23 protein-coding genes and 2 tRNA genes are annotated in these 24022 nt (G+C 41.7%); 23 read left to right on the forward strand and 2 right to left on the reverse strand.

Annotated features, from left to right (window positions below; all coding sequences use genetic code 11):
* Nucleotides 1–169: 169 nt before the first annotated feature.
* The 21 genes from yabG (at nt 170) to HC179_RS20225 (ending at nt 20001) form a co-directional block, all read left to right on the forward strand.
* The gene (yabG, locus tag HC179_RS20125; protein ID WP_168865982.1) at nt 170–1069 is read left to right on the forward strand and encodes a sporulation peptidase YabG; all 900 of its coding nucleotides are present in this window, start codon (nt 170–172) and stop codon (nt 1067–1069) included.
* 262 nt (nt 1070–1331) lie between these two features.
* Nucleotides 1332–1595 carry a biofilm formation stimulator Veg gene (veg, locus tag HC179_RS20130; protein ID WP_010191377.1) on the forward strand — a complete coding sequence of 88 codons (264 nt, stop codon included), beginning with the start codon at nt 1332–1334 and terminating at the stop codon, nt 1593–1595.
* 284 nt (nt 1596–1879) lie between these two features.
* Nucleotides 1880–2059, forward strand: a complete 180-nt coding sequence (locus tag HC179_RS20135; protein WP_168865983.1) for a small, acid-soluble spore protein, alpha/beta type — start codon at nt 1880–1882, stop codon at nt 2057–2059.
* 161 nt (nt 2060–2220) lie between these two features.
* Nucleotides 2221–3090 (forward strand): 4-(cytidine 5'-diphospho)-2-C-methyl-D-erythritol kinase, encoded by an 870-nt coding sequence (gene ispE, locus HC179_RS20140; protein ID WP_168865984.1) that lies wholly within the window; start codon nt 2221–2223, stop codon nt 3088–3090.
* A 57-nt stretch (nt 3091–3147) separates the two neighbouring features.
* The gene (gene purR, locus HC179_RS20145; protein ID WP_168865985.1) at nt 3148–3990 is read left to right on the forward strand and encodes a pur operon repressor; all 843 of its coding nucleotides are present in this window, start codon (nt 3148–3150) and stop codon (nt 3988–3990) included.
* Between the two features lie 15 nt (nt 3991–4005).
* Nucleotides 4006–4380, forward strand: coding sequence for a 2-iminobutanoate/2-iminopropanoate deaminase (ridA, locus tag HC179_RS20150; RefSeq protein WP_168865986.1), 375 nt, complete (start codon nt 4006–4008; stop codon nt 4378–4380).
* A 126-nt stretch (nt 4381–4506) separates the two neighbouring features.
* Nucleotides 4507–4797 carry a septation regulator SpoVG gene (gene spoVG, locus HC179_RS20155; RefSeq protein ID WP_010191385.1) on the forward strand — a complete coding sequence of 97 codons (291 nt, stop codon included), beginning with the start codon at nt 4507–4509 and terminating at the stop codon, nt 4795–4797.
* Nucleotides 4798–5151: 354 nt separating this feature from the next.
* Nucleotides 5152–6522, forward strand: coding sequence for a bifunctional UDP-N-acetylglucosamine diphosphorylase/glucosamine-1-phosphate N-acetyltransferase GlmU (gene glmU / locus HC179_RS20160; protein ID WP_168865987.1), 1371 nt, complete (start codon nt 5152–5154; stop codon nt 6520–6522).
* Nucleotides 6523–6713: 191 nt separating this feature from the next.
* Nucleotides 6714–7664, forward strand: coding sequence for a ribose-phosphate diphosphokinase (locus tag HC179_RS20165; protein ID WP_148990143.1), 951 nt, complete (start codon nt 6714–6716; stop codon nt 7662–7664).
* Nucleotides 7665–7749: 85 nt separating this feature from the next.
* Entirely contained in the window at nt 7750–8394 is a 645-nt protein-coding gene (locus HC179_RS20170; protein WP_168865988.1) for a 50S ribosomal protein L25/general stress protein Ctc, read from the forward strand.
* A gap of 402 nt (nt 8395–8796) precedes the next feature.
* A complete protein-coding gene (gene pth / locus HC179_RS20175) occupies nt 8797–9357 on the forward strand; it encodes an aminoacyl-tRNA hydrolase (RefSeq protein ID WP_346775169.1) in 561 nt (186 codons plus the stop codon).
* Nucleotides 9358–9487: 130 nt separating this feature from the next.
* The gene (gene fin, locus HC179_RS20180) at nt 9488–9718 is read left to right on the forward strand and encodes an anti-sigma-F factor Fin (RefSeq protein ID WP_148990146.1); all 231 of its coding nucleotides are present in this window, start codon (nt 9488–9490) and stop codon (nt 9716–9718) included.
* Nucleotides 9719–9829: 111 nt separating this feature from the next.
* Complete coding sequence (mfd, locus tag HC179_RS20185) at nt 9830–13366, forward strand: transcription-repair coupling factor (protein WP_168865990.1); 3537 nt, start codon at nt 9830–9832, stop codon at nt 13364–13366.
* 203 nt (nt 13367–13569) lie between these two features.
* Entirely contained in the window at nt 13570–14106 is a 537-nt protein-coding gene (spoVT, locus tag HC179_RS20190) for a stage V sporulation protein T (RefSeq protein WP_168865991.1), read from the forward strand.
* A 137-nt stretch (nt 14107–14243) separates the two neighbouring features.
* Nucleotides 14244–15824 (forward strand): putative polysaccharide biosynthesis protein, encoded by a 1581-nt coding sequence (locus tag HC179_RS20195; protein ID WP_168865992.1) that lies wholly within the window; start codon nt 14244–14246, stop codon nt 15822–15824.
* A 274-nt stretch (nt 15825–16098) separates the two neighbouring features.
* Complete coding sequence (gene yabN, locus HC179_RS20200; RefSeq protein WP_168865993.1) at nt 16099–17562, forward strand: bifunctional methyltransferase/pyrophosphohydrolase YabN; 1464 nt, start codon at nt 16099–16101, stop codon at nt 17560–17562.
* A gap of 200 nt (nt 17563–17762) precedes the next feature.
* Nucleotides 17763–18032, forward strand: a complete 270-nt coding sequence (locus tag HC179_RS20205) for an RNA-binding S4 domain-containing protein (RefSeq protein WP_060666715.1) — start codon at nt 17763–17765, stop codon at nt 18030–18032.
* A gap of 78 nt (nt 18033–18110) precedes the next feature.
* Complete coding sequence (yabP, locus tag HC179_RS20210; protein WP_060666716.1) at nt 18111–18416, forward strand: sporulation protein YabP; 306 nt, start codon at nt 18111–18113, stop codon at nt 18414–18416.
* A complete protein-coding gene (gene yabQ, locus HC179_RS20215) occupies nt 18413–19051 on the forward strand; it encodes a spore cortex biosynthesis protein YabQ (protein ID WP_168865994.1) in 639 nt (212 codons plus the stop codon). The genes yabP and yabQ overlap by 4 nt, the downstream gene beginning before the upstream one ends.
* A gap of 15 nt (nt 19052–19066) precedes the next feature.
* The gene (locus tag HC179_RS20220) at nt 19067–19450 is read left to right on the forward strand and encodes an FtsB family cell division protein (protein ID WP_168865995.1); all 384 of its coding nucleotides are present in this window, start codon (nt 19067–19069) and stop codon (nt 19448–19450) included.
* Between the two features lie 89 nt (nt 19451–19539).
* Complete coding sequence (locus tag HC179_RS20225; protein WP_148990153.1) at nt 19540–20001, forward strand: S1 domain-containing RNA-binding protein; 462 nt, start codon at nt 19540–19542, stop codon at nt 19999–20001.
* A gap of 544 nt (nt 20002–20545) precedes the next feature.
* On the opposite strand, the gene HC179_RS20230 is transcribed toward HC179_RS20225, so the two are convergent.
* Both HC179_RS20230 and HC179_RS20235 read right to left on the reverse strand, forming a co-directional pair.
* Nucleotides 20546–20617: transfer RNA gene (locus tag HC179_RS20230), tRNA-Glu, on the reverse strand.
* A 9-nt stretch (nt 20618–20626) separates the two neighbouring features.
* Nucleotides 20627–20703, reverse strand: a tRNA-Met gene (locus HC179_RS20235).
* 316 nt (nt 20704–21019) lie between these two features.
* Between HC179_RS20235 and spoIIE the strand changes: the two genes are divergently transcribed.
* Complete coding sequence (gene spoIIE / locus HC179_RS20240) at nt 21020–23506, forward strand: stage II sporulation protein E (protein ID WP_168865996.1); 2487 nt, start codon at nt 21020–21022, stop codon at nt 23504–23506.
* On the forward strand, nt 23507–23974 hold the full coding sequence (locus HC179_RS20245) for a hypothetical protein (protein ID WP_168865997.1): 468 nt from the start codon (nt 23507–23509) through the stop codon (nt 23972–23974).
* Nucleotides 23975–24022: the final 48 nt, after the last annotated feature.

Below are 24022 nucleotides of genomic sequence, written 5' to 3' on the forward strand. Positions count from 1 at the left end.
TATCTCCTAAAGATGTGGCAGTTTTTATAATGCTCTGAAATTGAATACGGGCCAATGCGCTCGCAACCTCCATAACACCAAGGAAAGTGCTCACACACATAAAGACCCGTGCATACTCTAGGTTAGATAGACCGTTGGGGTAAATGCCTTCTCCAAGTTGGAGGGAAAAATGATGCTGAAAATTGGAGACATTGTTGCACGAAAATCCTATAATTATGACCTGTTATTTCGTGTGATGGATATACATGAAAATGAATTAAAACAGCGAGTTGTTTTATTATATGGGGAAGATGTCAGGCTGATGGCAGACGCCCTCTACGAAGATTTGAAAGTAGTAGATGGAAAAGAGCAGATGACCAGAAAGCAACGAGCAGAATCAAAGGTTAACAGGTCTTTGCAGCTACTGCAACAGGATTACCAGCTCATTCGGGAGAAGAATGAATACGAGGCAACAGGTGGCTATAGTACAGAGCAAAACTATTTTCAAGTGCCGGGTAAGGTGTTGCATTTGGATGGAGATCCTTTGTATTTGAAAAAGTGCCTGGAGCTTTACGAAAGAATTGGCGTACCAGTACATGGCGTGCATGCAAATGAGAAAGAAATGCCTCTGAAAATAACGGAGTTAATGGAAAAGTATCGACCGGATATCTTAGTCATAACCGGTCATGACGCATACTCCAAAAGCAAGGGAAAAGTGTCTGACCTTAAAGCATATCGCCACTCATGGCACTTTGTGCAAACAGTAAAAGAAGCCCGCCGGATCCAACCAAACCTTGATCAGTTAGTCATTTTTGCAGGAGCGTGCCAGTCCCATTTTGAATCGTTAATACAAGCAGGCGCAAACTTTGCAAGCTCTCCCTCTCGAGTGAATATCCATGCTCTTGATCCAGTTTATATTGTGGGTAGAATCTGCTTTACTCCTTTTATGGAACGGGTAAATGTTTGGGATTTACTGCGGAACACATTAACAGGAGATAAGGGGTTGGGGGGGATTGAGACAAGAGGAGTGTTACGAACAGGGATGCCTTTTAGACCTTATAACGAAGACGAAGAAGATGAAGACTCTTAACGGTGGAAGTTAAGGGTTTTTTGTCGTATTTTCGCATGTTTATCTATGTTCAAAAACCTTTAGTGGCAAGGCTTAAAAGATGAATTTAATATTTATACATATTTATTCCAATATATGCGCATAGTAAATGTAGACATATGAAGATAATTGTAGACAGAAATATATTGACAGGTTGCTTTTGTGGTTGTTATAATTTTAAGTTTTATTTGATTTTTTATTAAAATTATGTTACACTAACTATAGTATAGTGAGGTGGAGTGAAATGGGAAAAACGTTAGTAGATATCAAAAGGACGTTAGATTCTAATTTAGGTAAAAAGTTAACTCTTCGTGCTAACGGTGGTCGTAGAAAGACAATTGAGCGCATAGGGATATTAGCAGAAACTTATCCATCAGTATTTGTAATAGAACTAGATCAAGACGAAAATGCTTTTGAACGTGTATCCTACAGCTATGCAGATGTCCTCACAGAGACGGTACAACTTACATTTTTCGAAGAAGGAAATATGGCTATAAGTGGGCAGTAGACAAATTTGTTTGCTGCTTTTTATTTTGCCCTTTTTTATAACATATAGCTGTTGATTGGAGCAAAAGGCGAAGACTCCGGCGGGAGGCAGAGCTTGGTGGAGACCCCACAGGCTTGCCGAGGAGGCTCCAGCAGCTCCCCGCGGAAAGCGAAGCCATTTGCGGAAATCAACAGCGACGTTTAGAGCAATCTCCCAAAAATACATATATAACCGCTTATAAAAACACAAAACCCCTCCAATACTAATATTGTCGCGATCATTGATCAACGAGGAGGGCTTTTATCATGAGCAGAAGACGAAGCATAATGTCTCATCAGCTTAAAGAAGAACTGGCAAAAGAACTGGGCTTCTATGATGTCGTCCAAAACGAAGGCTGGGGCGGAATAAAAGCCAAGGATGCCGGGAACATGGTAAAACGTGCCATAGAATTGGCGGAGCGACAACTTGTACAACAACAAAAATAGATAAAAGAAGAACCGAAGTGTAAGCCGCTTCGGTTTTTTGGCAACATAAAAAACGTAGGCCACTTTTGAAAACATAATATTTCCCATTCATGGAGATATTTCTGTCAAGGAATATGGTACAATACATAGATAATTGGAGACGAATAAAGAAGGTGAAGAAAGTGAGACTGTTAGAAAAAGCACCAGCGAAAATTAACTTGTCGCTAGATGTGCTACATAAGCGTCCAGACGGATTCCATGAAGTGAAAATGATTATGACCACTATCGATCTAGCTGACCGTATTGAACTGTCAGAGCGAAAAGATGGTCAAATCACCATTCTATCTCATAATCGGTTTGTTCCCGACGACAATCGAAATTTGGCCTACCAAGCAGCTGCCCTGTTAAAAGAACGGTTTAACGTGAAGCAAGGGGTTTCCATCGGAATAACAAAGGTGATTCCTGTTGCAGCAGGATTGGCTGGCGGAAGCAGTGATGCCGCTGCAACGCTACGCGGTTTAAACAGGCTTTGGAAACTTGGGTTAACCTTGGATGAGCTGGCCGAGATTGGAGCAGAAATAGGTTCTGATGTATCATTCTGTGTGTATGGCGGAACTGCCCTTGCAACCGGAAGAGGGGAAATTGTTCAACATATCCCGGCACCGCCTCATAGTTGGATTGTGCTTGCGAAGCCGACAATCGGTGTATCAACCGCAGAAGTGTATAATAACCTTGACCTTAGTAAGGTAGAGCATCCGGATGTTGAAGGCATGCTTGATGCCATCCATAAAAATGATTATGAAAAGATGATTGGGCTTGTTGGCAATGTGTTGGAAAGTGTTACCTTGAAGCTCTATCCGGAAGTGGCGCATATCAAGGAACAGATGAAGAAATTCGGAGCGGATGCCGTTTTGATGAGCGGGAGTGGACCGACTGTCTTCGGTATCGTTCAATATGATTCAAGAATGCATCGTATATGCAATGGACTGAGAGGGTTCTGTGATCAAGTGTTTGCCGTCAGAATCCTAGGCGAACGGAACAGTCTTGATTAAATCCGGATATTAATGTTATATTTACATTAGAATATTCGGATTTTAGGAGGAAGTAGCATGAAATTACGTCGAAGTGGTCGTCTTGTGGACATGACACATTATTTGTTGCAGCATCCACAAGGATTAGTTCCGCTTTCCTTCTTTGCTGACCGTTATGGATCTGCAAAGTCTTCTATCAGTGAAGATCTTGGAATCATCAAGCAAACTTTCGAAGAGCAAGGAATAGGAACGCTTGTCACAGTACCTGGTGCTGCTGGCGGTGTTAGGTATATCCCATATGTAAACCAAGAAGAGGCATCTGCCTACCTTGAGGAACTGTGTGAAATGATTGCAAAGCCGGAAAGGTTACTGCCTGGCGGTTACCTATATATGACCGATATCCTTGGTAACCCAAAAGTGTTAAATAAAGTGGGGAAAATGTTCGCAACAGCATTCAGTCATAAAAAAGTGGATGTTGTCATGACGATGGCAACAAAAGGAATTCCGCTTGCACATGCAGTGGCAAGCTTTTTAAATGTACCGGTTGTCATTGTAAGACGTGACAGCAGGGTTACAGAAGGATCTACAGTAAGCATAAATTATGTTTCAGGTTCATCCAAAAGAATTCAAACGATGGTATTGGCAAAAAGAAGCTTGGAAACAGGTTCTAACGTTTTGATCATTGATGATTTTATGAAGGCTGGCGGGACAGTAAGCGGAATGGTGAATCTACTTGCTGAATTTCAAGCGACCGTAGCAGGTATCGGGATTCTAGTGGAGTCTGAAAACATTGAAGAACGCCTGGTCGATGATTATGTTTCCTTAGCTAAGCTTGAAAAGGTAAGTGAGAGAGATAGACAGATAGAAGTGCAGCAAGGCAACTATCTTCAACATGTAAAAGAAAATATTACATTAAACTAAAGGGTGTGTAAGTTCATGAAAGTTGTTCATACAGATGCCGCTCCAAAAGCGATAGGTCCATATTCCCAAGGAATCATCGTCAACAATCTTTTTTACAGTTCAGGTCAAATACCGTTGTTGCCTAATGGAGAACTACTAGAAGGGGATGTGAAAGAGCAAACTCATCAAGTGTTTAAAAACCTTCAAGCGGTACTAGAAGAAGCAGGCGCATCCTTAGAGACGGTAGTAAAAGCCACTGTTTTCATTAAAGATATGAATCAATTTGGAGATATAAACGAAGTGTATGGGGAGTATTTCTCTACCCACAAACCTGCAAGATCCTGTGTGGAGGTTGCACGTTTACCGAAAGATGTTCTTGTCGAGATAGAAGTTATCGCTCTAGTAAAATAGAATCTGTTCTTTTTACACCAATTTGCCCAAAATTTTCAAAAAAAATTTGAAAATAAGAAGGAATTCTAGAAAATTTAGAGAATTTATAATACTAAGTTTTTTATTGGGGCAAAGGTGGTGAACAGAATGGAAGTAACTGACGTAAGATTACGCCGCGTAAATACCGATGGTCGCATGAGAGCTATCGCATCTATTACACTAGATCATGAATTCGTTGTTCATGACATCCGTGTAATCGATGGAAACAACGGCTTGTTCGTTGCGATGCCAAGTAAACGTACGCCGGATGGAGAATTCCGCGATATTGCGCACCCAATCAATTCCGGGACGCGTGGAAAAATCCAAGAAGCGGTTTTAGCAGAATATCACCGCTTAGGCGAATTAGAAGTAGAATACGAAGAAGCAGGCGCTTCTTAATCGATAGAAGGTGAAACAGGCTGTTATGCAGCCTGTTTTTTCTTTTGGAAAGAAATAGAGATATCCCTTTAGAACATGTAAAAGTCACAATAACTATAAAATTAGTCACAATAACCCCTGAAAAACTCGTAATCAACGTAAAAATAGTCACTATCACCTCATAATATTCACCAAGGCCCCTGCAAAACTTCATCTATCCCACGCCGTTGGCATACTTATCGTACCTTTTTTAGAAAGATACGCCCAACCCGTCTCCTTTTTTGTCAAAAAAATGTACTTTCGTGTACTTCCTTGAAATGGGGAACGTTTTAGGATATATTCGTAATGGATAATTAGGTGAAAATGGAGGCCGTTATGATAAATCGATATGCCGTAATATTAGCAGCTGGACAAGGTACACGAATGAAATCCAAATTATATAAAGTGTTACACCCTGTTTGTGGCAAGCCAATGGTTCAACATGTCGTGGATCATGTTTCTGCACTCAACTTCGAGCAGATTGTAACAGTGGTTGGACATGGAGCGGAAACAGTAAAGAGCCATCTTGGAACAAAAAGCGAATATGCCCTTCAGGCAGAACAGCTGGGAACGGCTCATGCAGTTATGCAAGCAGCACCGATGCTCCAGGATAAAAAAGGCGTAACACTTGTCATTTGTGGAGATACTCCACTTATTACACCAGAAACGATGCAGGAATTGCTTGATGTACACGAAAATACGGGAGCAAAGGCTACTATTCTGACAGCTTATGCAGAAGACCCTACTGGATATGGACGCATTATCCGTAACAGCGAAGGGCATGTTGGGAAAATAGTGGAGCATAAGGACGCTAGCGAAGATGAGCGTAAAGTGACAGAAATTAATACGGGTACTTATTGCTTCGACAATGAAGCACTTTTTACAGCGCTTAACAATGTTTCAAATGACAATGTGCAAGGAGAATATTACCTTCCAGATGTCATTGAAATTTTGAAAGAACAAGGCGATATCGTTTCTGCCTACCAGACATTGGACTTTGACGAAACACTTGGAGTCAATGACAGAGTAGCGCTTTCTCAGGCTGAAAAAACCATGAAGAAAAGAATTAATAAAAAACATATGATCAATGGAGTAAGCATCATTGACCCAGATAACTCGTATATTTCTGCAGATGCGGAAATTGGCAGAGATACGGTCATCAACCCTGGTACAGTCATCTTGGGAGCTTCAAAAATTGGAGAAGATTGCATCATCGGTCCAAACTCTGAGATAAAAGACTGCCAAATCGGGGACCGTACAACTATCCGTCAATCTGTGGCGCATGACAGCGAAATTGGAAACGATGTAAATATCGGACCGTTTGCTCACGTAAGACCGGATTCCAAGATTGGCAATGAAGTGAAGCTTGGAAACTTTGTAGAAGTAAAAAAAGCGACATTTGGGAACGGAAGCAAGGCTTCTCATCTTAGCTATATTGGAGATGCGGAAGTTGGAGCGGATGTAAACCTCGGTTGCGGTTCTATCACTGTCAACTATGATGGGAAAAAGAAATACTTAACTAAAATTGAAGATGGTGTGTTTGTAGGTTGCAACTCCAATTTGGTGGCACCTGTGACCATTGGCAAAGGCGCCTATGTTGCAGCAGGATCTACCATCACAGAAGATGTACCAGGAGAAGCGCTGTCCATCGCACGCGCTCGCCAAGTAAACAAAGAAAACTACGTAAACAAGATTCACAATAAATAAAGCTGTTGATTGGAGCACTGGGCGAAGACTCCTGAGGGAGATAGCGTTAGGTGGAGACCCCGCAGGCGTAGCTGAGGAGGCTCCAGCAACGCCCCTAGGAAAGCGAAGCCTGGTGCTAAAATCAAAAGCGGTGTTTAACAAAGTCATTTAAAGAAGCCATTAAAAAAACCTAGCGGAGGGTTCAAGATACCATGCCAAAGTATGCAGATTCTAATCTAAAGATTTTCACATTAAATTCCAATACAGCCTTAGCCGAAGAAATTGCACAACACGTAGGTGTTCCAATCGGAAAATGTTCAGTTGCCCGTTTCAGTGATGGAGAGGTACAAATCAATATCGAGGAAAGCATCCGCGGATGTGACGTGTATGTTATCCAATCTACCAGCGCACCAGTAAACGAACATATCATGGAGACACTTATCATGATTGATGCACTAAAACGTGCTTCTGCAAAAACGATCAATATCGTAATGCCGTATTACGGTTATGGAAGACAAGACCGTAAAGCGCGAGCTCGTGAGCCAATCACAGCAAAATTAGTGGCAAACCTGTTAGAAACTGCTGGAGCTGACCGCGTAATCACGCTTGATTTGCATGCACCTCAAATTCAAGGATTCTTTGATATCCTTATTGACCACTTAATGGGTGTTCCTATTTTGGCAGAGTACTTTGACAGCAAAGGCCTAGAGGATCTTGTTATCGTTTCACCAGATCACGGTGGTGTAACAAGAGCAAGAAAGCTTGCTGACCGCTTGAAAGCTCCGATTGCCATCATCGACAAACGCAGACCTCGTCCAAATGTTGCCGAGGTGATGAACATTGTTGGTCATATTGAAGGTAGAACGGCAATCTTGATTGATGACATGATTGATACTGCGGGTACTATTACATTGGCGGCAAATGCCTTAATCGAAAATGGTGCAAAAGAAGTGTATGCATGCTGTACACACCCAGTGTTATCAGGTCCGGCTATTGAACGTATCCAAAACTCAAAAATTAAAGAGTTGGTAGTGACCAACACCATTTCTTTAGCGGAAGATAAGAAAATCGAAAAGATTACACAACTATCCGTTGCAGAGCTTATTGCTGAAGCGATTATTCGAGTGCATGAAGAGAAATCCGTTAGTACTTTATTTGATTAATCCGTAAAATTCATGTTTAACCTTCTGTAAATAGGGGAAATTGTATGAGAGACAAGTATTTTATTTTCCCAGGAAGGTGATAAGAATGTCAGTATTACATGCAAATGAACGTACAGAATTCAAAGGATCTTCAATAACCAAAATCCGTGAGGAAGGATTAATTCCAGCGGTTGTATACGGGAATGATACAGAAAATAAATCTATTACTGTCGATAGTAAGGAATTTATTAAAACGATTCGTGAAACTGGACGAAACGGCATCATTTCGCTTGAAATTGGTTCCGATAAGCGCAAAGTTATGCTTTACGATTATCAAATCAACCCGCTGAAAAGCCTGGAATTTGTCCACTTGGATTTCCATGTAGTTAATTTTAAATCAGAAATCGATGTAGATGTTACAGTTCACGTTACAGGCGATGCAAAGGGAGTGAAAGATGGCGGAGTCTTGCAACAAGTCCTCCATGAAGTATCCATCAAAGTACTTCCAAACAACGTACCGGAATCCATTGATGTGGATGTAACGGAACTTGATGTGAATGAAAACATTACAATCGGTGACCTAAATACATCAGGAAAATATAGCTTTAATCATGAAAATGATGAAGTGATTGCTTCCATCTTACCTCCACGACAAGAAGAGGAAATCGACCCTGGTGAAGAACAAGAACCAGGCGAACCTGAACTTGTGGAAGGTAGAGAAAACAATGAAAGCACAGAGGAGGAGGCGTAACCTTAAAGGTTACGTCTTTTCTCTTGTTAAAGGAAAGTTGTTACTTTAGATAGTAAGTGGAATAATGGGTATATTTTCATTCGTGCCAATTTTCCCTTTGTTGATTGGAGTGTAAGGCATGAGACCCCTGTGGGAGGTAGCAGTAGTCTTGAGACCCCGCAGGCGTAGCCGAGGAGGCTCACGTCAGCCCCTAGGAAAGCGAAGCCATTTGGGGAAATCAACAGCGAGTTAATCCCGATCTCTACTGCATAGAACATTATCCATTTCTACCCCTTCTCATTTCCTTTTCACCACATGTTCAAGTAAAATGAAAGATAGCGAAGAGGTTTGTGGGAGGTATCCATGAAGAAATTTTTGCAATCCTTATTTGGTAAAGAGCAAGACGTTTCAGGAGGAAAAATAATGAAAGTATTTGTGGGACTGGGGAATCCAGGCCGTCAATATGAAGAAACAAGGCACAATATCGGATTTATGGTAATAGATGAATTAGCAGACAAATGGAACATCCCATTGACTCAGTCCAAATTCAAAGGAATTTTCGGACAAGGCACAATAAACGGCGAAAAAGTACTATTAGTGAAGCCTCTGACATATATGAATTTATCGGGGGAATGTGTTCGCCCGTTATTAGACTTCTATAAGCTAGATGTTGAGGATCTGGTGGTAATTTATGATGATCTAGATTTGCCAGCTGGAAAGCTGCGTCTTCGCCAAAAGGGAAGTGCCGGTGGGCATAATGGGATTAAGTCCTTGATACAGCACCTTCAGACCCAGGATTTTAACCGTATTAGAATGGGAATCGACCGTCCGAAGAATGGACCGTCCATCTCAGATTATGTGCTGGGGAAATTTCACGCTGATGAGCGTCCTGCGATTGATGACAGTGTGAAGAAAGCGGCAGAAGCCTGTGGAGAAAGCTTATCTAAAGAGTTCCTACAAGTAATGAACACTTTCAATCAATAATAGAATGTTAAGGTAGCTTTCCTGAGTTTTCTCTAACCCAACCAACCCTGTATAACAATGTTTCCCACTGTTTATACTAGTGGTAAAAGGGGCCATTTTTAGGTCTTGCAGAAAAGTGGAGGGATAAAGGATGGCTATCCATTATCATTGCAGGCATTGCGGCTATAAGGTCGGCACCATCGAGTCCAAATCAGTATTTTCAGAAGAACTAGGGTTTCATCAACTGTCGGATACAGAACGACATGAAATGATAGCATATCAACAAAATGGTGATGTACATGTTAAAACGATTTGTGAGGATTGCCAGGAGGCCCTTGATCGGAATCCTGACTGGCATGAACAAGAACGGTTCATACAATAGAGCAGATAAATTAGCTTTGGTGAGATACCAAAGCCTTTTTGCGTCTGAGAAACGTCATGATAAAAAAGAACACAATGAAACACTAAAAATAGAGAGGGGAGGGTGTATGTTATGAAAGGTTTTATTCCATATTTGAGCGAAAATGATGATTTTCAGTCGGTTTTGGTTGGTCTTCAAGAAGGTTTGCAAGAACAGTTAATTTCAGGGATATCTAATTCGGCAAGGTCCATGTTAATTGCAGCATTGTATGAAGAGAGAAAAGCGCCGATTCTCCTAATAACACATAATTTATTTCATGCCCAAAAAGTATATGATGACCTAGCAAGCTTCCTGCCGGAGGATGAACTGTATCTGTATCCTGTAAACGATGTGTTGGCAGCGGAAATTGGAATTGCGAGTCCGGAACTTAAAGCTCAGCGTGTAGAGGCGCTTAATCATTGGGCTACTAGAAATAATGGAATTATCATTGCACCTATCGCAGGGTTAAAAAGAATACTCCCATCTAAAGAAAAATGGCAGCAAACGTTGTTGACCATTGAAGTAGAAAAGACGCTGGAACTCGATAACTTAGCAGATCGTCTCGTCAGATTCGGGTATCAGCGAGTAGGGATGGTAGCAACACCAGGGGATTTCAGTATCAGAGGGGGAATCATAGACATATACCCTATCACGGAAGAATATGCCGTCCGGATTGAACTTTTTGATGATGAAGTGGAGTCCATCCGATATTTTACGGTAGAGGATCAACGCTCTCAAAAACATATGGATAAGGTGACGATTGGCCCGGCAACAGAGATGCTGCTCACGAGCCAAGAGCTTACAAATGGTCGGGAAGCTCTCGAAAAGGAACTAGCTAAAACGATTAAAAAGGTAAAAAATGAAAAAGTAAAACAACTGTTAACAGAAAATATTTCCTATGAGCTAGAACAAATACGCAACGGACAAGTGTTTTCTGAGTTGTATAAATATCTTTCATTCTTCTACAGTTCACCAGCTAGTTTACTAGATTACATCCCTCCAGGCGGTTTAGTTATCATGGATGAAATCAGCAGAATCCATGAAACGGCGGAAAGTCTTGATAAAGAGGAAGCAGAGTGGCTTGTAGAGCTATTGGCAGAAGGAAAAGCGGTGCATGATCTAAAGTTTTCTCATTCTTTTGCCCAGATTGTACATAGCAAAAAGCAGCCGTTCCTTTATCTGTCCCTCTTCTTGAGGGCGGTGCCACATACGCATCCGGAAAACTTGATTAATATGTCTTCTAAGAGCATGCAGCACTTCCACGGGCAGATGCATCTGTTAAAATCGGAAATCGAGCGTTGGAGGAAGGCGAATTATGCAATTGTAGTCCTTGCTTCCAACCAAGAGCGGATGGAGAAGCTAGAGACGGTTTTTGCTGATTATGAGATGGACATAAGAAAGCTTTCCAAAGGTTCGGCCTTTGCCCATGGAGAGGTACAGCTTGTGGAGGGTGACTTGCATTCTGGATTTGAATTACCGATGCAGAAGCTTGCGGTCATCACGGAGGAAGAACTTTTCAAAAAGAAAGCGAAAAAGCCTAAAAACAGACAAAAGCTCTCCAATGCGGAACGAATTAAAAATTATACCGAATTGAATGTCGGCGACTATGTTGTCCATATTAATCACGGGATAGGTAAATATCTAGGAATTGAAACACTTGATATCAATGGCCTTCATAAAGATTATATTCATATTAAATACCAAGGCTCTGACAAGCTTTACGTTCCTGTTGAGCAAATTGATCAAGTTCAAAAATATGTAGGCTCCGAGGGAAAAGAACCGAAAGTTTATAAACTCGGTGGTACTGACTGGAAAAAGGTTAAAAATAAAGTAGAGTCGTCTGTTCAAGACATTGCCGATGACCTTATTAAGTTATATGCAGAAAGGGAAGCAAGTGTCGGCCATGCCTTCTCGCCAGACGGAGAAATGCAAAGGGAGTTTGAAGCAACTTTCCCTTATCAGGAAACAGAAGACCAATTGCGATCTATTCATGAGATTAAACTGGATATGGAAAAGACACGCCCGATGGACCGCTTGCTTTGCGGAGATGTGGGCTATGGAAAAACGGAAGTTGCCATAAGGGCTGCTTTCAAGGCCATTACTGATGGTAAGCAAGTAGCTATTTTGGTGCCAACAACCATTTTGGCTCAGCAGCATTATGAAACCATAAGGGAAAGGTTCCAAGATTACCCTATCAATATTGGTTTGTTAAGCCGTTTCCGTTCTAGAAAGCAACAGACGGAAACAATGAAAGGGCTAGGAAACGGAACAGTAGATATTGTTGTTGGGACACACCGCTTATTGTCCAAAGATATTAAATACAAAGACCTTGGCTTGTTAATTATCGATGAAGAACAGCGCTTTGGAGTGACCCATAAGGAAAAAATCAAACAGCTGAAAGCGAATATCGATGTGCTCACCTTAACAGCAACTCCAATTCCCCGTACCCTCCATATGTCTATGCTTGGGGTGCGTGACTTGTCTGTCATTGAGACACCACCTGAAAATCGTTTCCCGGTGCAAACGTATGTGATGGAATATAACGGGAACTTGGTGAAAGAAGCAATTGAAAGAGAGCTGGCCCGAGGCGGTCAAGTTTATTTCTTATATAACAGGGTGGAAGATATCGAGCGAAAAGCAGATGAGATCTCCATGCTTGTCCCAGAAGCCCGTGTTACTTATGCGCATGGTAAAATGACCGAAAATGAACTAGAGTCGGTGATGATTGAGTTTCTTGAAGGTGAGGCGGATGTGCTTGTCAGTACGACCATCATCGAAACAGGCGTCGACATTCCGAACGTAAACACATTGATCGTTTTTGATGCAGATAGAATGGGATTGTCTCAGCTTTATCAACTTAGGGGACGTGTTGGAAGATCCAATCGTGTGGCATATGCCTATTTCACGTATCGAAAAGATAAAGTACTCACAGAAGTAGCAGAAAAACGTCTTCAATCTATCAAGGAATTCACAGAGCTTGGATCAGGCTTTAAAATTGCAATGCGTGACCTTTCCATTCGTGGTGCAGGAAATCTGCTTGGAGCCCAGCAACACGGCTTTATCGATTCTGTAGGTTTTGATATGTATTCTCAGATGCTAAAAGAAGCAATTGAGCAGCGCCAAGGGCCGAAAGATGCGAAAAAGGCGCATGAAATCTCCATTGATGTGGAGCTAGATGCATACATTCCAGAGTCATATATCCCTGATAGTAAGCAAAAGATTGATATGTATAAGCGTTTCCGTGGATTAGAATCAAAAGAAGATCTTGTTGAGCTTCAAGATGAAATGAAGGACCGTTTCGGAAACTATCCAAAAGAGGTCGATTACTTATTCCAAGTCTCAGAGATGAGAGTCTATGGCCTCAAGGAAAAAGTGGATTCCATTAAACAAACAAAACAAGAACTCGTCATTCTTCTTTCTGAAGAGGCAAGTAGCGTCATTGATGGACAGAAGTTATTCTTATTAGGAAATGAGTTTGGCAGGATGGTCAGCCTCGGCATGGAAGGACAGCATCTGAAGATTGTCATCCAGACGAAACGCTCTGCGACAGAAGAGTGGATACAGGTGGCTATTTCCATGATAAAAGGACTAGAAAAAGTAAAAAAAGAAAGCGTGAATGCTTCCTCATAGGTTTGAGTTGGTGAAGAAACGTCTATATAAATACTGGGGGAATTTACTATCAGAAAAAAACTTTTCCAACATGTATATAACTCCCTGAGTGTAGGATACTAACTTCAACGAATGGTGAATTCTTCAAAAGCAGGACATATTGATCAATTCCACCAATTTAACTCATCTCTTTTTATCATCGGATGAAGGAGGCAACCTAAGAAATGAAAGCAACTGGTATTGTACGTCGTATTGATGACCTCGGTCGCGTTGTAATTCCTAAAGAAATAAGAAGGACCCTGCGTATTCGCGAGGGTGACCCGCTTGAGATCTTTGTCGATCGGGATGGAGAGGTTATCTTAAAGAAATACTCTCCTATTAGTGAGCTTAGCGATTTCGCTAAGGAATATGCCGAAGCTCTGTATGATAGTTTAGGACATCCAGTGTTAATCTGTGATCGCGATACGTTTATTGCGGTCGCTGGGAGTTCTAAAAAGGAATATCTGAACAAAAGTATCAGCGAAGTCGTGGAGAAATCCATGGAAGACCGCAATTCCGTATTAAAAACGGAAGAACAGCAACTGGCAATTGTCGATGGGCATGTAGAATCACTTTCTTCTTATACCATTGGACCTATCGTGGCAAACGGAGATCCAATTGGAGCAGTGGTTATTATGTCCAAAGATAAGTCGCTTGGAGAAGTGGAACAAAAAGCAGTGGAAACAGCTGCAGGCTTCCTTGCGAGACAGATGGAGCAATAATAATTAGTGGAAGCAGCAGACGTGATTGTCTGTTGCTTCTTTTCTTTTGTTTCTAAAGGACGTAATGCATCCATCTTTCCAATCAAAATATGCTATAATTATACAATTGTACGAATATCTTTAAGGCGGGCTTTTTTATGAATGATTTATCACCACATTCCTATCAAAAGGTATGGAAAGGCGCTATGATTCTTACAATTGCGGGGATCATCATTAAAATTCTCAGTGCAGCCTATCGCGTTCCTTTCCAAAATATTGTAGGAGATGTTGGCTTTTATATTTATCAGCAGGTATATCCCTTTTACGGGGTGGCTATCATTTTATCTACATATGGCTTTCCGGTTGTCATTTCTAAAGTTATCGCAGAACACCCTGAGAAGACAAGGGAGCATGCAGCACGCAAAATTCGCTGGGTGTCCTTTTGTTTCTTAACGCTTTTGGGTGTGAGCTTTTTCCTGCTGCTATACCTAGGTGCGCCCCACTTAGCAGCTTTTATGGGGGACATCAAGCTCTCCGTATTAATTAAAATTGTCGCCTTCTCTTTTTTACTAATGCCACTAGTTTCGGTATGGAGGGGAAGTTTTCAAGGGCTTGGAGAAATGACGCCGACAGCCGTTTCGCAAGTCAGTGAACAATTAATAAGAGTTGGGACTATTTTAGTGCTCTCCTACCTGCTTGTAAACACGGGATTTTCCCTTTATGAAGTAGGAGCGGGTGCCATATTCGGTTCCGTCATAGGGGGATTTGCTGCCGTCTTAGTACTGTTGGCCTTTTATCAAAAGAAAAAGAAACATACGGTTGTGCCTTCAAACATGCTTCCGTCTTCGAAGTCTATTGTAAAGGTTCTGATGCTTCAAGGCTTTACCATCTGCATCAGCTCACTATTGCTGATCCTTTTTCAGATGGTGGACGCGTTCACTATTTACGCGGGGTTATTGGAGGTCGGAGTCAACGAACAACAAGCCAAAGAGCTTAAAGGGGTATATGACAGGGGGCAGCCGCTGATTCAGCTTGGAACAGTGGTAGCAACGGCATTCTCGCTATCTCTTGTCCCATACATTATTCTCTCCAAGAGCAATGAAAGGGAAGTAAAAGAAAAAATCAGTCTCTCCATCCGTGTCAGCATAGGAGTAGGAGCAGGAGCGGCAGTGGGTCTTGCATGGCTCATCAAACCAGTGAATGTAATGCTTTTTTCCAATGAAAATGGCTACAACGTTCTATTGGTCCTTGGTTTGTCCATTCTCTTTTGCAGTATGGCCTTGACCGCGGCTGCTATCCTGCAGGGACTTGGTAACCCCTATCTTCCTGCTCTTTTTGTAGGTATCGGAATTGGCTTGAAATATTTGTTGAATGTCCTATTGATTTCTACTCACTCAACTTTGGGAGCGGCGGTCAGTACATTGGTCGCGTTCAGTGCGGTCGCCGTCATGTTGGTCCTGGCATTAAAAAAGAAAACAGGCACTTCTATTTTTGAAAGGATGCCAACCGTCCCCTTGCTTGTGAGCATCGGAATAATGTCTGCCGTTTTGGCAGTCTATCTGCTTCTTACGGATTCACTAGTAGGGGAAAACCGTACGCTGGCCACCGTCCAAAGCATGGTGGGAGTGATGATAGGCGGAATCACCTATCTATTAATATTAATAAAAAATCATTTTTTTACGACAGAAGAACTCATGCTTCTCCCGCTAGGAAAGAAATTGGTGAAGCTTTTAAAATAATAGCTCTGTCAAACACCGCTGTTGATTTCCGCACTAGGCTTCGCTTTCCGAGGGGCGTTTGGGGAGCCTCCTCGGAAAAGCGCCTGCGGGGTCTCCCTTAAACGCGATCTCCCTCAGGACAAGGAAGGCTTCGACAGCGATACATCGCACGAAGAAAATGCGTAGCATTTCTGAGGAGTCTGCGCCTATTGCTTCAATCAACAGCTAGGTTGCTGCAAAAATCAACAGTATGCTTTAACAGAGCCAAAATAATAATAAAGTTGGTGTCCAAAATATGAATACGATAAAGGTTTTAGGCCTTGGTGCAGGTGACCTCGAACAGCTTCCAATGGGAGTGTATAAGCAATTAATGCAGTCGGACCATCTTTTTCTTCGAACGAAAGAGCATCCTGTTATCGAAGAGCTCGAAAAAGAAGGGCTGACTTACGAGTCGTTTGATTCTATCTATGAACAGGAAGGGACATTCGGCACGGTATATGAAAGAATTGTGGAAGAATTAATCGAGCATAGTGCACATAAGGAAATTGTGTACGCTGTACCGGGACATCCGCTTGTGGCTGAGAAAACCGTTCAGATTTTACTTGAAAAAGAAAAAGAAGGCATCATCAAACTTGATATCAAAGGCGGGCAAAGCTTCCTTGATCCGATGTTTACAGCAATAGGATTGGATCCCATCGATGGTTTTCAATTCCATGATGCCACCGCACTTGTAAAAGAAGCGATTGAACCGACCCAGGCGATGATCTTTTGTCAGGTATATGATGCTTTCATTGCTTCAGAAGTGAAGCTCACCTTGATGGAGATTTTGCCTGATGACTATCCGGTTACCATCGTAACCGCAGCAGGGTCTTCCATGGAACAGATTACAGAGGTACCGTTATACGAACTCGATAGAGTGGCAGAAATCAATAACCTGACAAGTGTCTATGTCCCAGCAGTAAAAGAGGAGGAACTGCTTTATAAACAATTCTCTTCTTTTAGAAACACTATAGCGACACTTAGAGGTCCTGGTGGCTGCCCGTGGGATCAGAAACAAACGCATGAATCGCTGAAAAAATACCTAATCGAAGAAGCATATGAATTGCTCGATGCCATTGATGAGGATGACACAGATGGAATTATTGAGGAACTTGGGGATGTTCTTTTACAAGTGATGCTTCATGCCCAAATCGGGGAGGATGAAGGTTACTTTAGCATAGAAGATGTGATAGAAGGAATTAATGAAAAGATGATCCGCAGACATCCTCATGTGTTTGCCGACACCTCTGTGGAAGATGCTGAGGATGTCATCACCAATTGGGAAGCCATCAAAGCTGAGGAAAAAGGAGAAAGGGCCGAGCAGTCCATTCTTGATTCGGTTGCAAAAGGGCTTCCTAATCTTACAAAAGCATTCCAATATCAGAAAAAAGCCGGTAAAGTAGGGTTTGATTGGAACGACGTCGCCCCGATGTGGGATAAGGTGAATGAGGAAATTCAGGAGTTGCAGGAAGAATTGACAAAGGATGCAAGCTCGGACCTTGTGGCTGCAGAATTTGGGGACGTACTTTTTGCTCTCGTTAACATTGCAAGATACTATAAAATAGACCCAGAAGAAGCCGTGTCCCTAACCAACCGAAAATTTTACCGCAGGTTTACTTTTATCGAAAACAAGGTAAAGGAATTAGGGCAAACCTTCGAGAATCTATCATTAGAACAATTAGATGCTATTTGGGAAGAAGCGAAAAAGAACGGGTTATAATTTGATGAAGATTCTCCATTCTACGCAAATATCCTAGCTGGTGCTTGAAGCACATGGCAAAGACTCCTGCTGGAGGTAGCACTTAGCGGAGATCCGCAGGCTTGCCGAGGAGGCTCGGCAAGTGCCCCGAGGAAAGCGAAGCCTAGTGCGGAAATCACCAGCCGGGTTTAACAGACATATAATTTAGGGGGAGTAACAGAATGCGATTAGATAAATTTTTGAAAGTATCAAGAATCATCAAGCGTCGTACACTTGCTAAAGAAGTGGCAGAGCAGGGACGTATCTATATCAACAACGTACAAGCTAAAGCTAGCAGCAATGTAAAAGCAGGAGATGAATTGAAAATCCATTTTGGCCAAAAAATCGTGACTGCTTCCGTCGATAACATTCAGGAAAATGCCAAAAAAGAAGATGCGGCCATGATGTACACCATCGTGAAAGAAGAAAGAGTAGAACAAACAGAAGAGTAACGGACAGGCATGTTCTAAAAAATTATCCCTCTCATATACATGTACTATCTTCAAGTACTAAATAGGTGAGGGATGAATATGAACCAATACTATGATTCAAATCAAGGAAATAAGCAGACTGTCCAAGAGCAAGACATCGTGATGAGAAGTCGCAGAATGTTGGATATCACCGGTGTAAAGCAAGTGGAAAGTTTTGATAACGAAGAGTTTTTATTAGAAACAGTGATGGGATTTCTCTCTGTAAGGGGCCAAAATCTCCAGATGAAAAACCTGGATGTAGAAAGTGGCGTCGTCTCGATCAAAGGAAAGATCATGGAAATCATTTATTTAGATGACCAACAGGCGGAGAAAGCTAAAGGGTTCTTTAGTAAGTTGTTCAAATGACACTTAGCACCCAGCTTTATACAATGCTTGCCATGATTGGGATGGGGGCATGGCTTGGAGCTGCCATCGATACGTATGGACGTTTTCTGAAACGGGAAAAGAGAGCCAAGTGGATTGTGTTTATTCATGATATCCTCTTTTGGCTCTTGCAAGCCCTTATCGGCTTTTATGTATTGCTGAGAGTCAATGAAGGAGAAATACGTTTTTATATTCTCATTGCACTCGTGTGTGGCTTTGCAGCTTATCAAAGCTTATTCCGATATTTTTATTTGAGCTTGCTGGAATCCATCATACAACTTGTCATCAACTTATATCGCTTCTTGGAAAAAATGGTTAGAATGCTAATAGTGAAGCCAATTCAACTATTAGTACAAGCCCTTATTGTATTATTATTGGGTATTTGGAAGTTTCTTTACTCGACCGTTCGCTTTCTGCTTTTGCTTTTATGGCGAATTGTTAAAATTTGTTCCTTACCATTCAAGTGGATCCTTATGCTAGTATGGAAGTTGGTCCCGAACGTGGTGAAAAAATATTTACACATTGTTTTCAAAAAACTTGAAGGATTTTTCACACTAGTAAAGAATAGGAAACATAGTATAATAAATAGAGTAAAGAACTTTTGGAAAAAGCGCTAGGAGAGGAATGATAAGATGAGCGCGGCAAAAGATGAAAAGGTAGCAAAAATCCATTCCGATTATTCCAAACAAAAACAGGACCAGCAGTTGAAACAACAGAAAAGACGCCGTGGGCTTTATCGCCGATTATCATTATTCTTTTGTTTAGCATTAGTCTTTGGAATACTAATGGGAAAAACACTCTTAGACCAACGAGCTATCCTTCAGGAAAAAGAGGATAGAAAAGAAGTTGTTCAACAAGAGCTGGCAAAACTTAAAAAAGAACAACAACGTTTAGAAGAGGAAATTGTAAAACTGAACGATGATGATTATATTGCGAAGATCGCACGTAGAGATTATTTCATGTCAGAAGAGGATGAAATCATCTTCAATATGCCTGACGATTCGTCGTCAGATTAGTCGTCATATTGACACCTCAATTTTGCTCTAGGTATAATGGTAGGTAAAGTGATTTATTTTTTATGATTTTAAGGAGGAGCATTTTTTTTATGTCAATCGAAGTAGGCAGCAAGTTACAGGGAAAGGTAACAGGAATAACTAATTTTGGTGCGTTTGTTGAATTGCCAGGAGGAGCTACTGGTCTTGTTCACATCAGTGAAGTTGCAGACAACTACGTTAAGGACATCAACGACCATCTTAAGGTTGGTGACGAAGTGCAGGTGAAAGTAATCAACGTGGAGAAGGATGGCAAGATTGGTCTATCCATCAAGAAGGCAAGCGACACATACCGTGAGCCACAACCACGTTCTGCTGCACCATCACAACGTCCGAACAACAATCAACAACGCTCAAATCAACGCCCACCACGAGGAAGAAGAGAAGAATTCAAACCAAAGGAAAACTTCGAACAGAAGATGGCAAGATTCTTAAAAGATAGTGAAGATCGTTTATCTTCCCTGAAGCGCAACACGGAATCAAAACGTGGAGGTCGTGGAGCAAGTAGAAAGTAACTTGCTGCTGAAAATCTCATATATATAAACGTAATGTTTGAACACGCCCTTTATGTGGGGCGTGTTTTTTTATTTAGTACACTTAACTATATCCTCCTATGGTGAATGCATACCCTTTAGTTGATTGTAGTGGAAGGCGCGAAGACTCCCGCGGGAGGAAGGGACAGGTGAGACCCCGCAGGCGAAGCCGAGGAGGCTCCCGGACCGCCCGCAGGAAAGCGAAGCGCCTGGAACGGAAATCAACCGTCTTAAAATCTCCTTTTGCTAAAATGGATAAAGGCGTTGTATACATGGATAAATCTCTTTTACAATGGATAAATCCTTTTTACGATGGATATCTGTGCGTTTACAATGGATAAAATCAATTTACAATGGATAAACGTAAAATCATCCGAAATTTACGTGTCAGGAACAATTAATATCGAGTGATCCACCCAAAAATAACAAGAAAGTTACCCCAAACCCCTTAATTTAAAGTTCGCTAACACAAAAAAGCTGCCACAATTTCAGGTATTCCCTGAAGCTGTGGCAGCTTTTATTATTATGACCCATACGGGATTCGAACCCGTGTTACCGCCGTGAAAGGGCGGTGTCTTAACCGCTTGACCAATGGGCCTTATAAAGTTGGTAGCGGCGGAGGGAGTCGAACCCACGACCTCACGGGTATGAACCGTACGCTCTAGCCAGCTGAGCTACACCGCCAAGTTTATAAGGATTGCATGAGATTCAAAAAGTAAGTCTCTCATAAGACACAAGAATTATCATACTAACTTATCATTCATATGTCAATACATTTTAAAAATGTAAGAATTATTAGAACATTATCCTAGCAATTACCTATTGAATTTACAAAAACTGATGAGAGTGATTAGCAAATGCGATGATTTCATGACAGCTTTTCCCTCTTTTCCTTGTAATAAGTCGAACACTTCTTAGGTTCTGGGCGGTTCTTTTGACAAATCTTTTCCTTTTGAGCTTGTATAATGACCCCAATAGATAAAATATGGGAGTGGATATCATGCAAGGACTAGAAAGAGATTTGGGGGAACCGGTTTCCAATCTTCAGTTTGGGAAAATCAAAAAAACAATAGTGAAGTCAATGCATTCGACGAAAACGAAGCTTACGACTATCCTTTTTCACCAAGGATTTCTTTTAGTCTTTATCGGATTTTTACTGGGACGAGCCTTGATCCTAAATGAAATTACACCTTTTGCGTTACCGTTTTTCGCAGCAGTGTATTTTTTAAAAAAGAAACGGGCTGGGCTCACGTTAATTGCTTTAATGGTTGGATCGGCCACCATCTCGGCACTTACAGCCGCATATGTGTTGGGTGGGATGATATTATTTGTTCTTCTCTTCAAGTGGGCACAGGCATTAAAGATAGAGCCACTTAAGTCTATGCCGTTCCTAGTCTTCCTCTCGGCTTTTCTCTCCAAAACAACAATGATTTATTTTACAACAGGAATTGTGACGTATGATTGGCTGATGATTGGAGTAGAGGCGGGGCTTGGATTTATCCTCACACTTATTTTCTTTCAGAGTCTACCGCTTATCACAATGAAGAAAAAGAGACAGGCGTTTAAAACAGAAGAAATTATTTGCCTCATTATTCTATTCGCTTCCGTTCTGACAGGGACCATCGGTTGGACAGCCTATGATCTTTCTGTTGAACATATATTATCTCGATATCTTGTGTTAATCTTTGCATTTGTTGCTGGGGCCACCATTGGTTCCACGGTTGGTGTGGTGACAGGTCTCATATTAAGCTTAGCTACTGTATCTAATCTATATCAGATGAGTCTGCTGGCTTTTGCCGGTTTGTTAGGAGGGCTGCTGCGGGAAGGAAATAAGATTGGTGTATCGGTGGGACTGCTTCTAGGCACATTACTAATTGGCATTTATGGGGATGGGATGACGCTAATTGTTCCTACTATCATGGAGTCGATGGTAGCTGTTGCACTCTTTCTGCTAACCCCGCAAAGAGCTATTGCTAATTTGGCGAAATCCATTCCCGGAACAGCTGAACATACAGCCGAGCAACAGCAATACATGCGGAAAATCCGTGATGTAACTGCCAATAGAGTGGAACAATTTTCACACGTTTTCCAAGCATTATCCAATAGCTTTTCAAAATTTCAATTTGAACACCCTAATTCTGAAAAAGAAGTGGACCTCTTTTTGAGCAATGTTACAGAGAAAACGTGTCAAAATTGCTTTAAAAAAGAGCAGTGTTGGACACAGAATTTCCAGAAAACCTATGATTATATGACTCATTTAATGGAGGATACAGAGGAAGGAACCATTAGTCTGAATGTCAAACTGCAAAAGGAGTGGGATCGCCATTGCGTAAAATCGGAAAAGGTAAAAACCGTGATCAAAAACGAGCTAGCCCAGTTCCACGCGAGTGAGAAACTGAAAAAACAATTAATGGAGAGTAGGAGGTTGGTAGCGGATCAATTGATGGGAGTATCACAAGTAATGGAGGACTTTGCAAGGGAGATTCAGCGAGAGAGGGAGAATCATTATGTTCAGGAAGATCAGATTTTAGATGCCCTCCAAGCATTTGGTATTGAAATTGAACAAGTGGAAATTTACAGCGTCGAGCAGGGGAATGTGGATATTGAAATGACCGTTCCGTACTGCGAAGGGCGAGGTGAGTGTGAAAAACTCATCGCCCCGATGCTTTCAGATATATTGCGAGAGAATATTATTGTTAAAAAGGAAGAATGTAATTCTGATAACAATGGGTACTGTCATGTATCATTCGGCTCTGCAAAAGCGTTTGTAGTCGACACAGGCGTTGCGCATGCCGCTAAAGGAGGAGGACTGATATCAGGAGATAGCTATTCCACCATAGAATTAGGTCACGGAAAATACGCCATTGCCATTAGTGACGGGATGGGAAATGGTGAGCGCGCGCACTATGAAAGTAAAGAAACATTAAAGTTGCTTCAAGAGATTCTACAGTCTGGAATTAAAGAAAAAGTAGCCATCAAATCGGTTAATTCGGTCCTATCATTAAGGACGACCGATGAGATATTTACTACGCTCGATCTAGCAATGATTGACCTTCAAGATGCTTCTGCCAAGTTTTTAAAAGTTGGTTCGACTCCAAGTTTTGTGAAGAGGGGAGATAAAGTAATAAAAATTGAAGCAAGTAATCTACCAATGGGGATTATTCAAGAATTCGATGTGGACGTCGTGAGTTCCCAGTTAAAAGCTGGTGACCTGCTCATTATGATGAGCGACGGAATTTTTGAAGGACCAAAGCATGTAGAAAACTATGATTTATGGATGAAGCGAAAGGTATCCGAAATTAGAACGGACGACCCGCAAGAAATGGCAGACATCATAATGGAGGAAGTCATTCGGACAAGATCAGGTCAGATCCAGGACGACATGACGGTTGTGGTAGCAAAAATAGAGAGGAATATTCCGAAATGGGCAGCCATTCCTGCCTATCACTATTTATCCAAAAACCAAGGAATGAAGGAGGCGCTTTAAATGTTGAAAACTTTATCTAAAATGGTAACGGGTCTTGTGAAAGAAATGGGTGGCCGTCGTGAGATTGTAGAGGAAGTACTTGAGAGCCCAACTGTTAGTGTGGTGCCGGTTAGTCCGATGAATTTGCTGGGGAGACAAGTCCTGAAACTGGCAATGAATGCGGAGATCATGTTTAGAAGAGCAGCCAACGAGTCAGATAATGCCAAGAACACAATGTGGAGAAAGCAAAACATGCTGGCAGTGATTGCAAGAAATATGACGGAAAAAGAGATGATCGCTTTAACGGGTATGAAAGCAACGAAAGAGAATGGAAAAGGAAAGATTCAAGTAGCAATGCCGAAAAAAGCAAAGGGAGTCAAGGAACGAATAGGACACCTTTCAAAACTGCCAATCAACGTACTGGCTGAATTCAAGTTTGCACTATCTCTTTCTAGCAACAAGGAAGTGGCCGGGGTGAATACCTCTTAGAAGGTAAATTCCACACAAAAGGTATAAATTAAGCCCGTCTCGTCCATG

This window comes from Bacillus sp. RO1 (genome assembly GCF_012524115.1).
Lineage (GTDB): Bacteria > Bacillota > Bacilli > Bacillales > Bacillaceae_I > Sutcliffiella_A.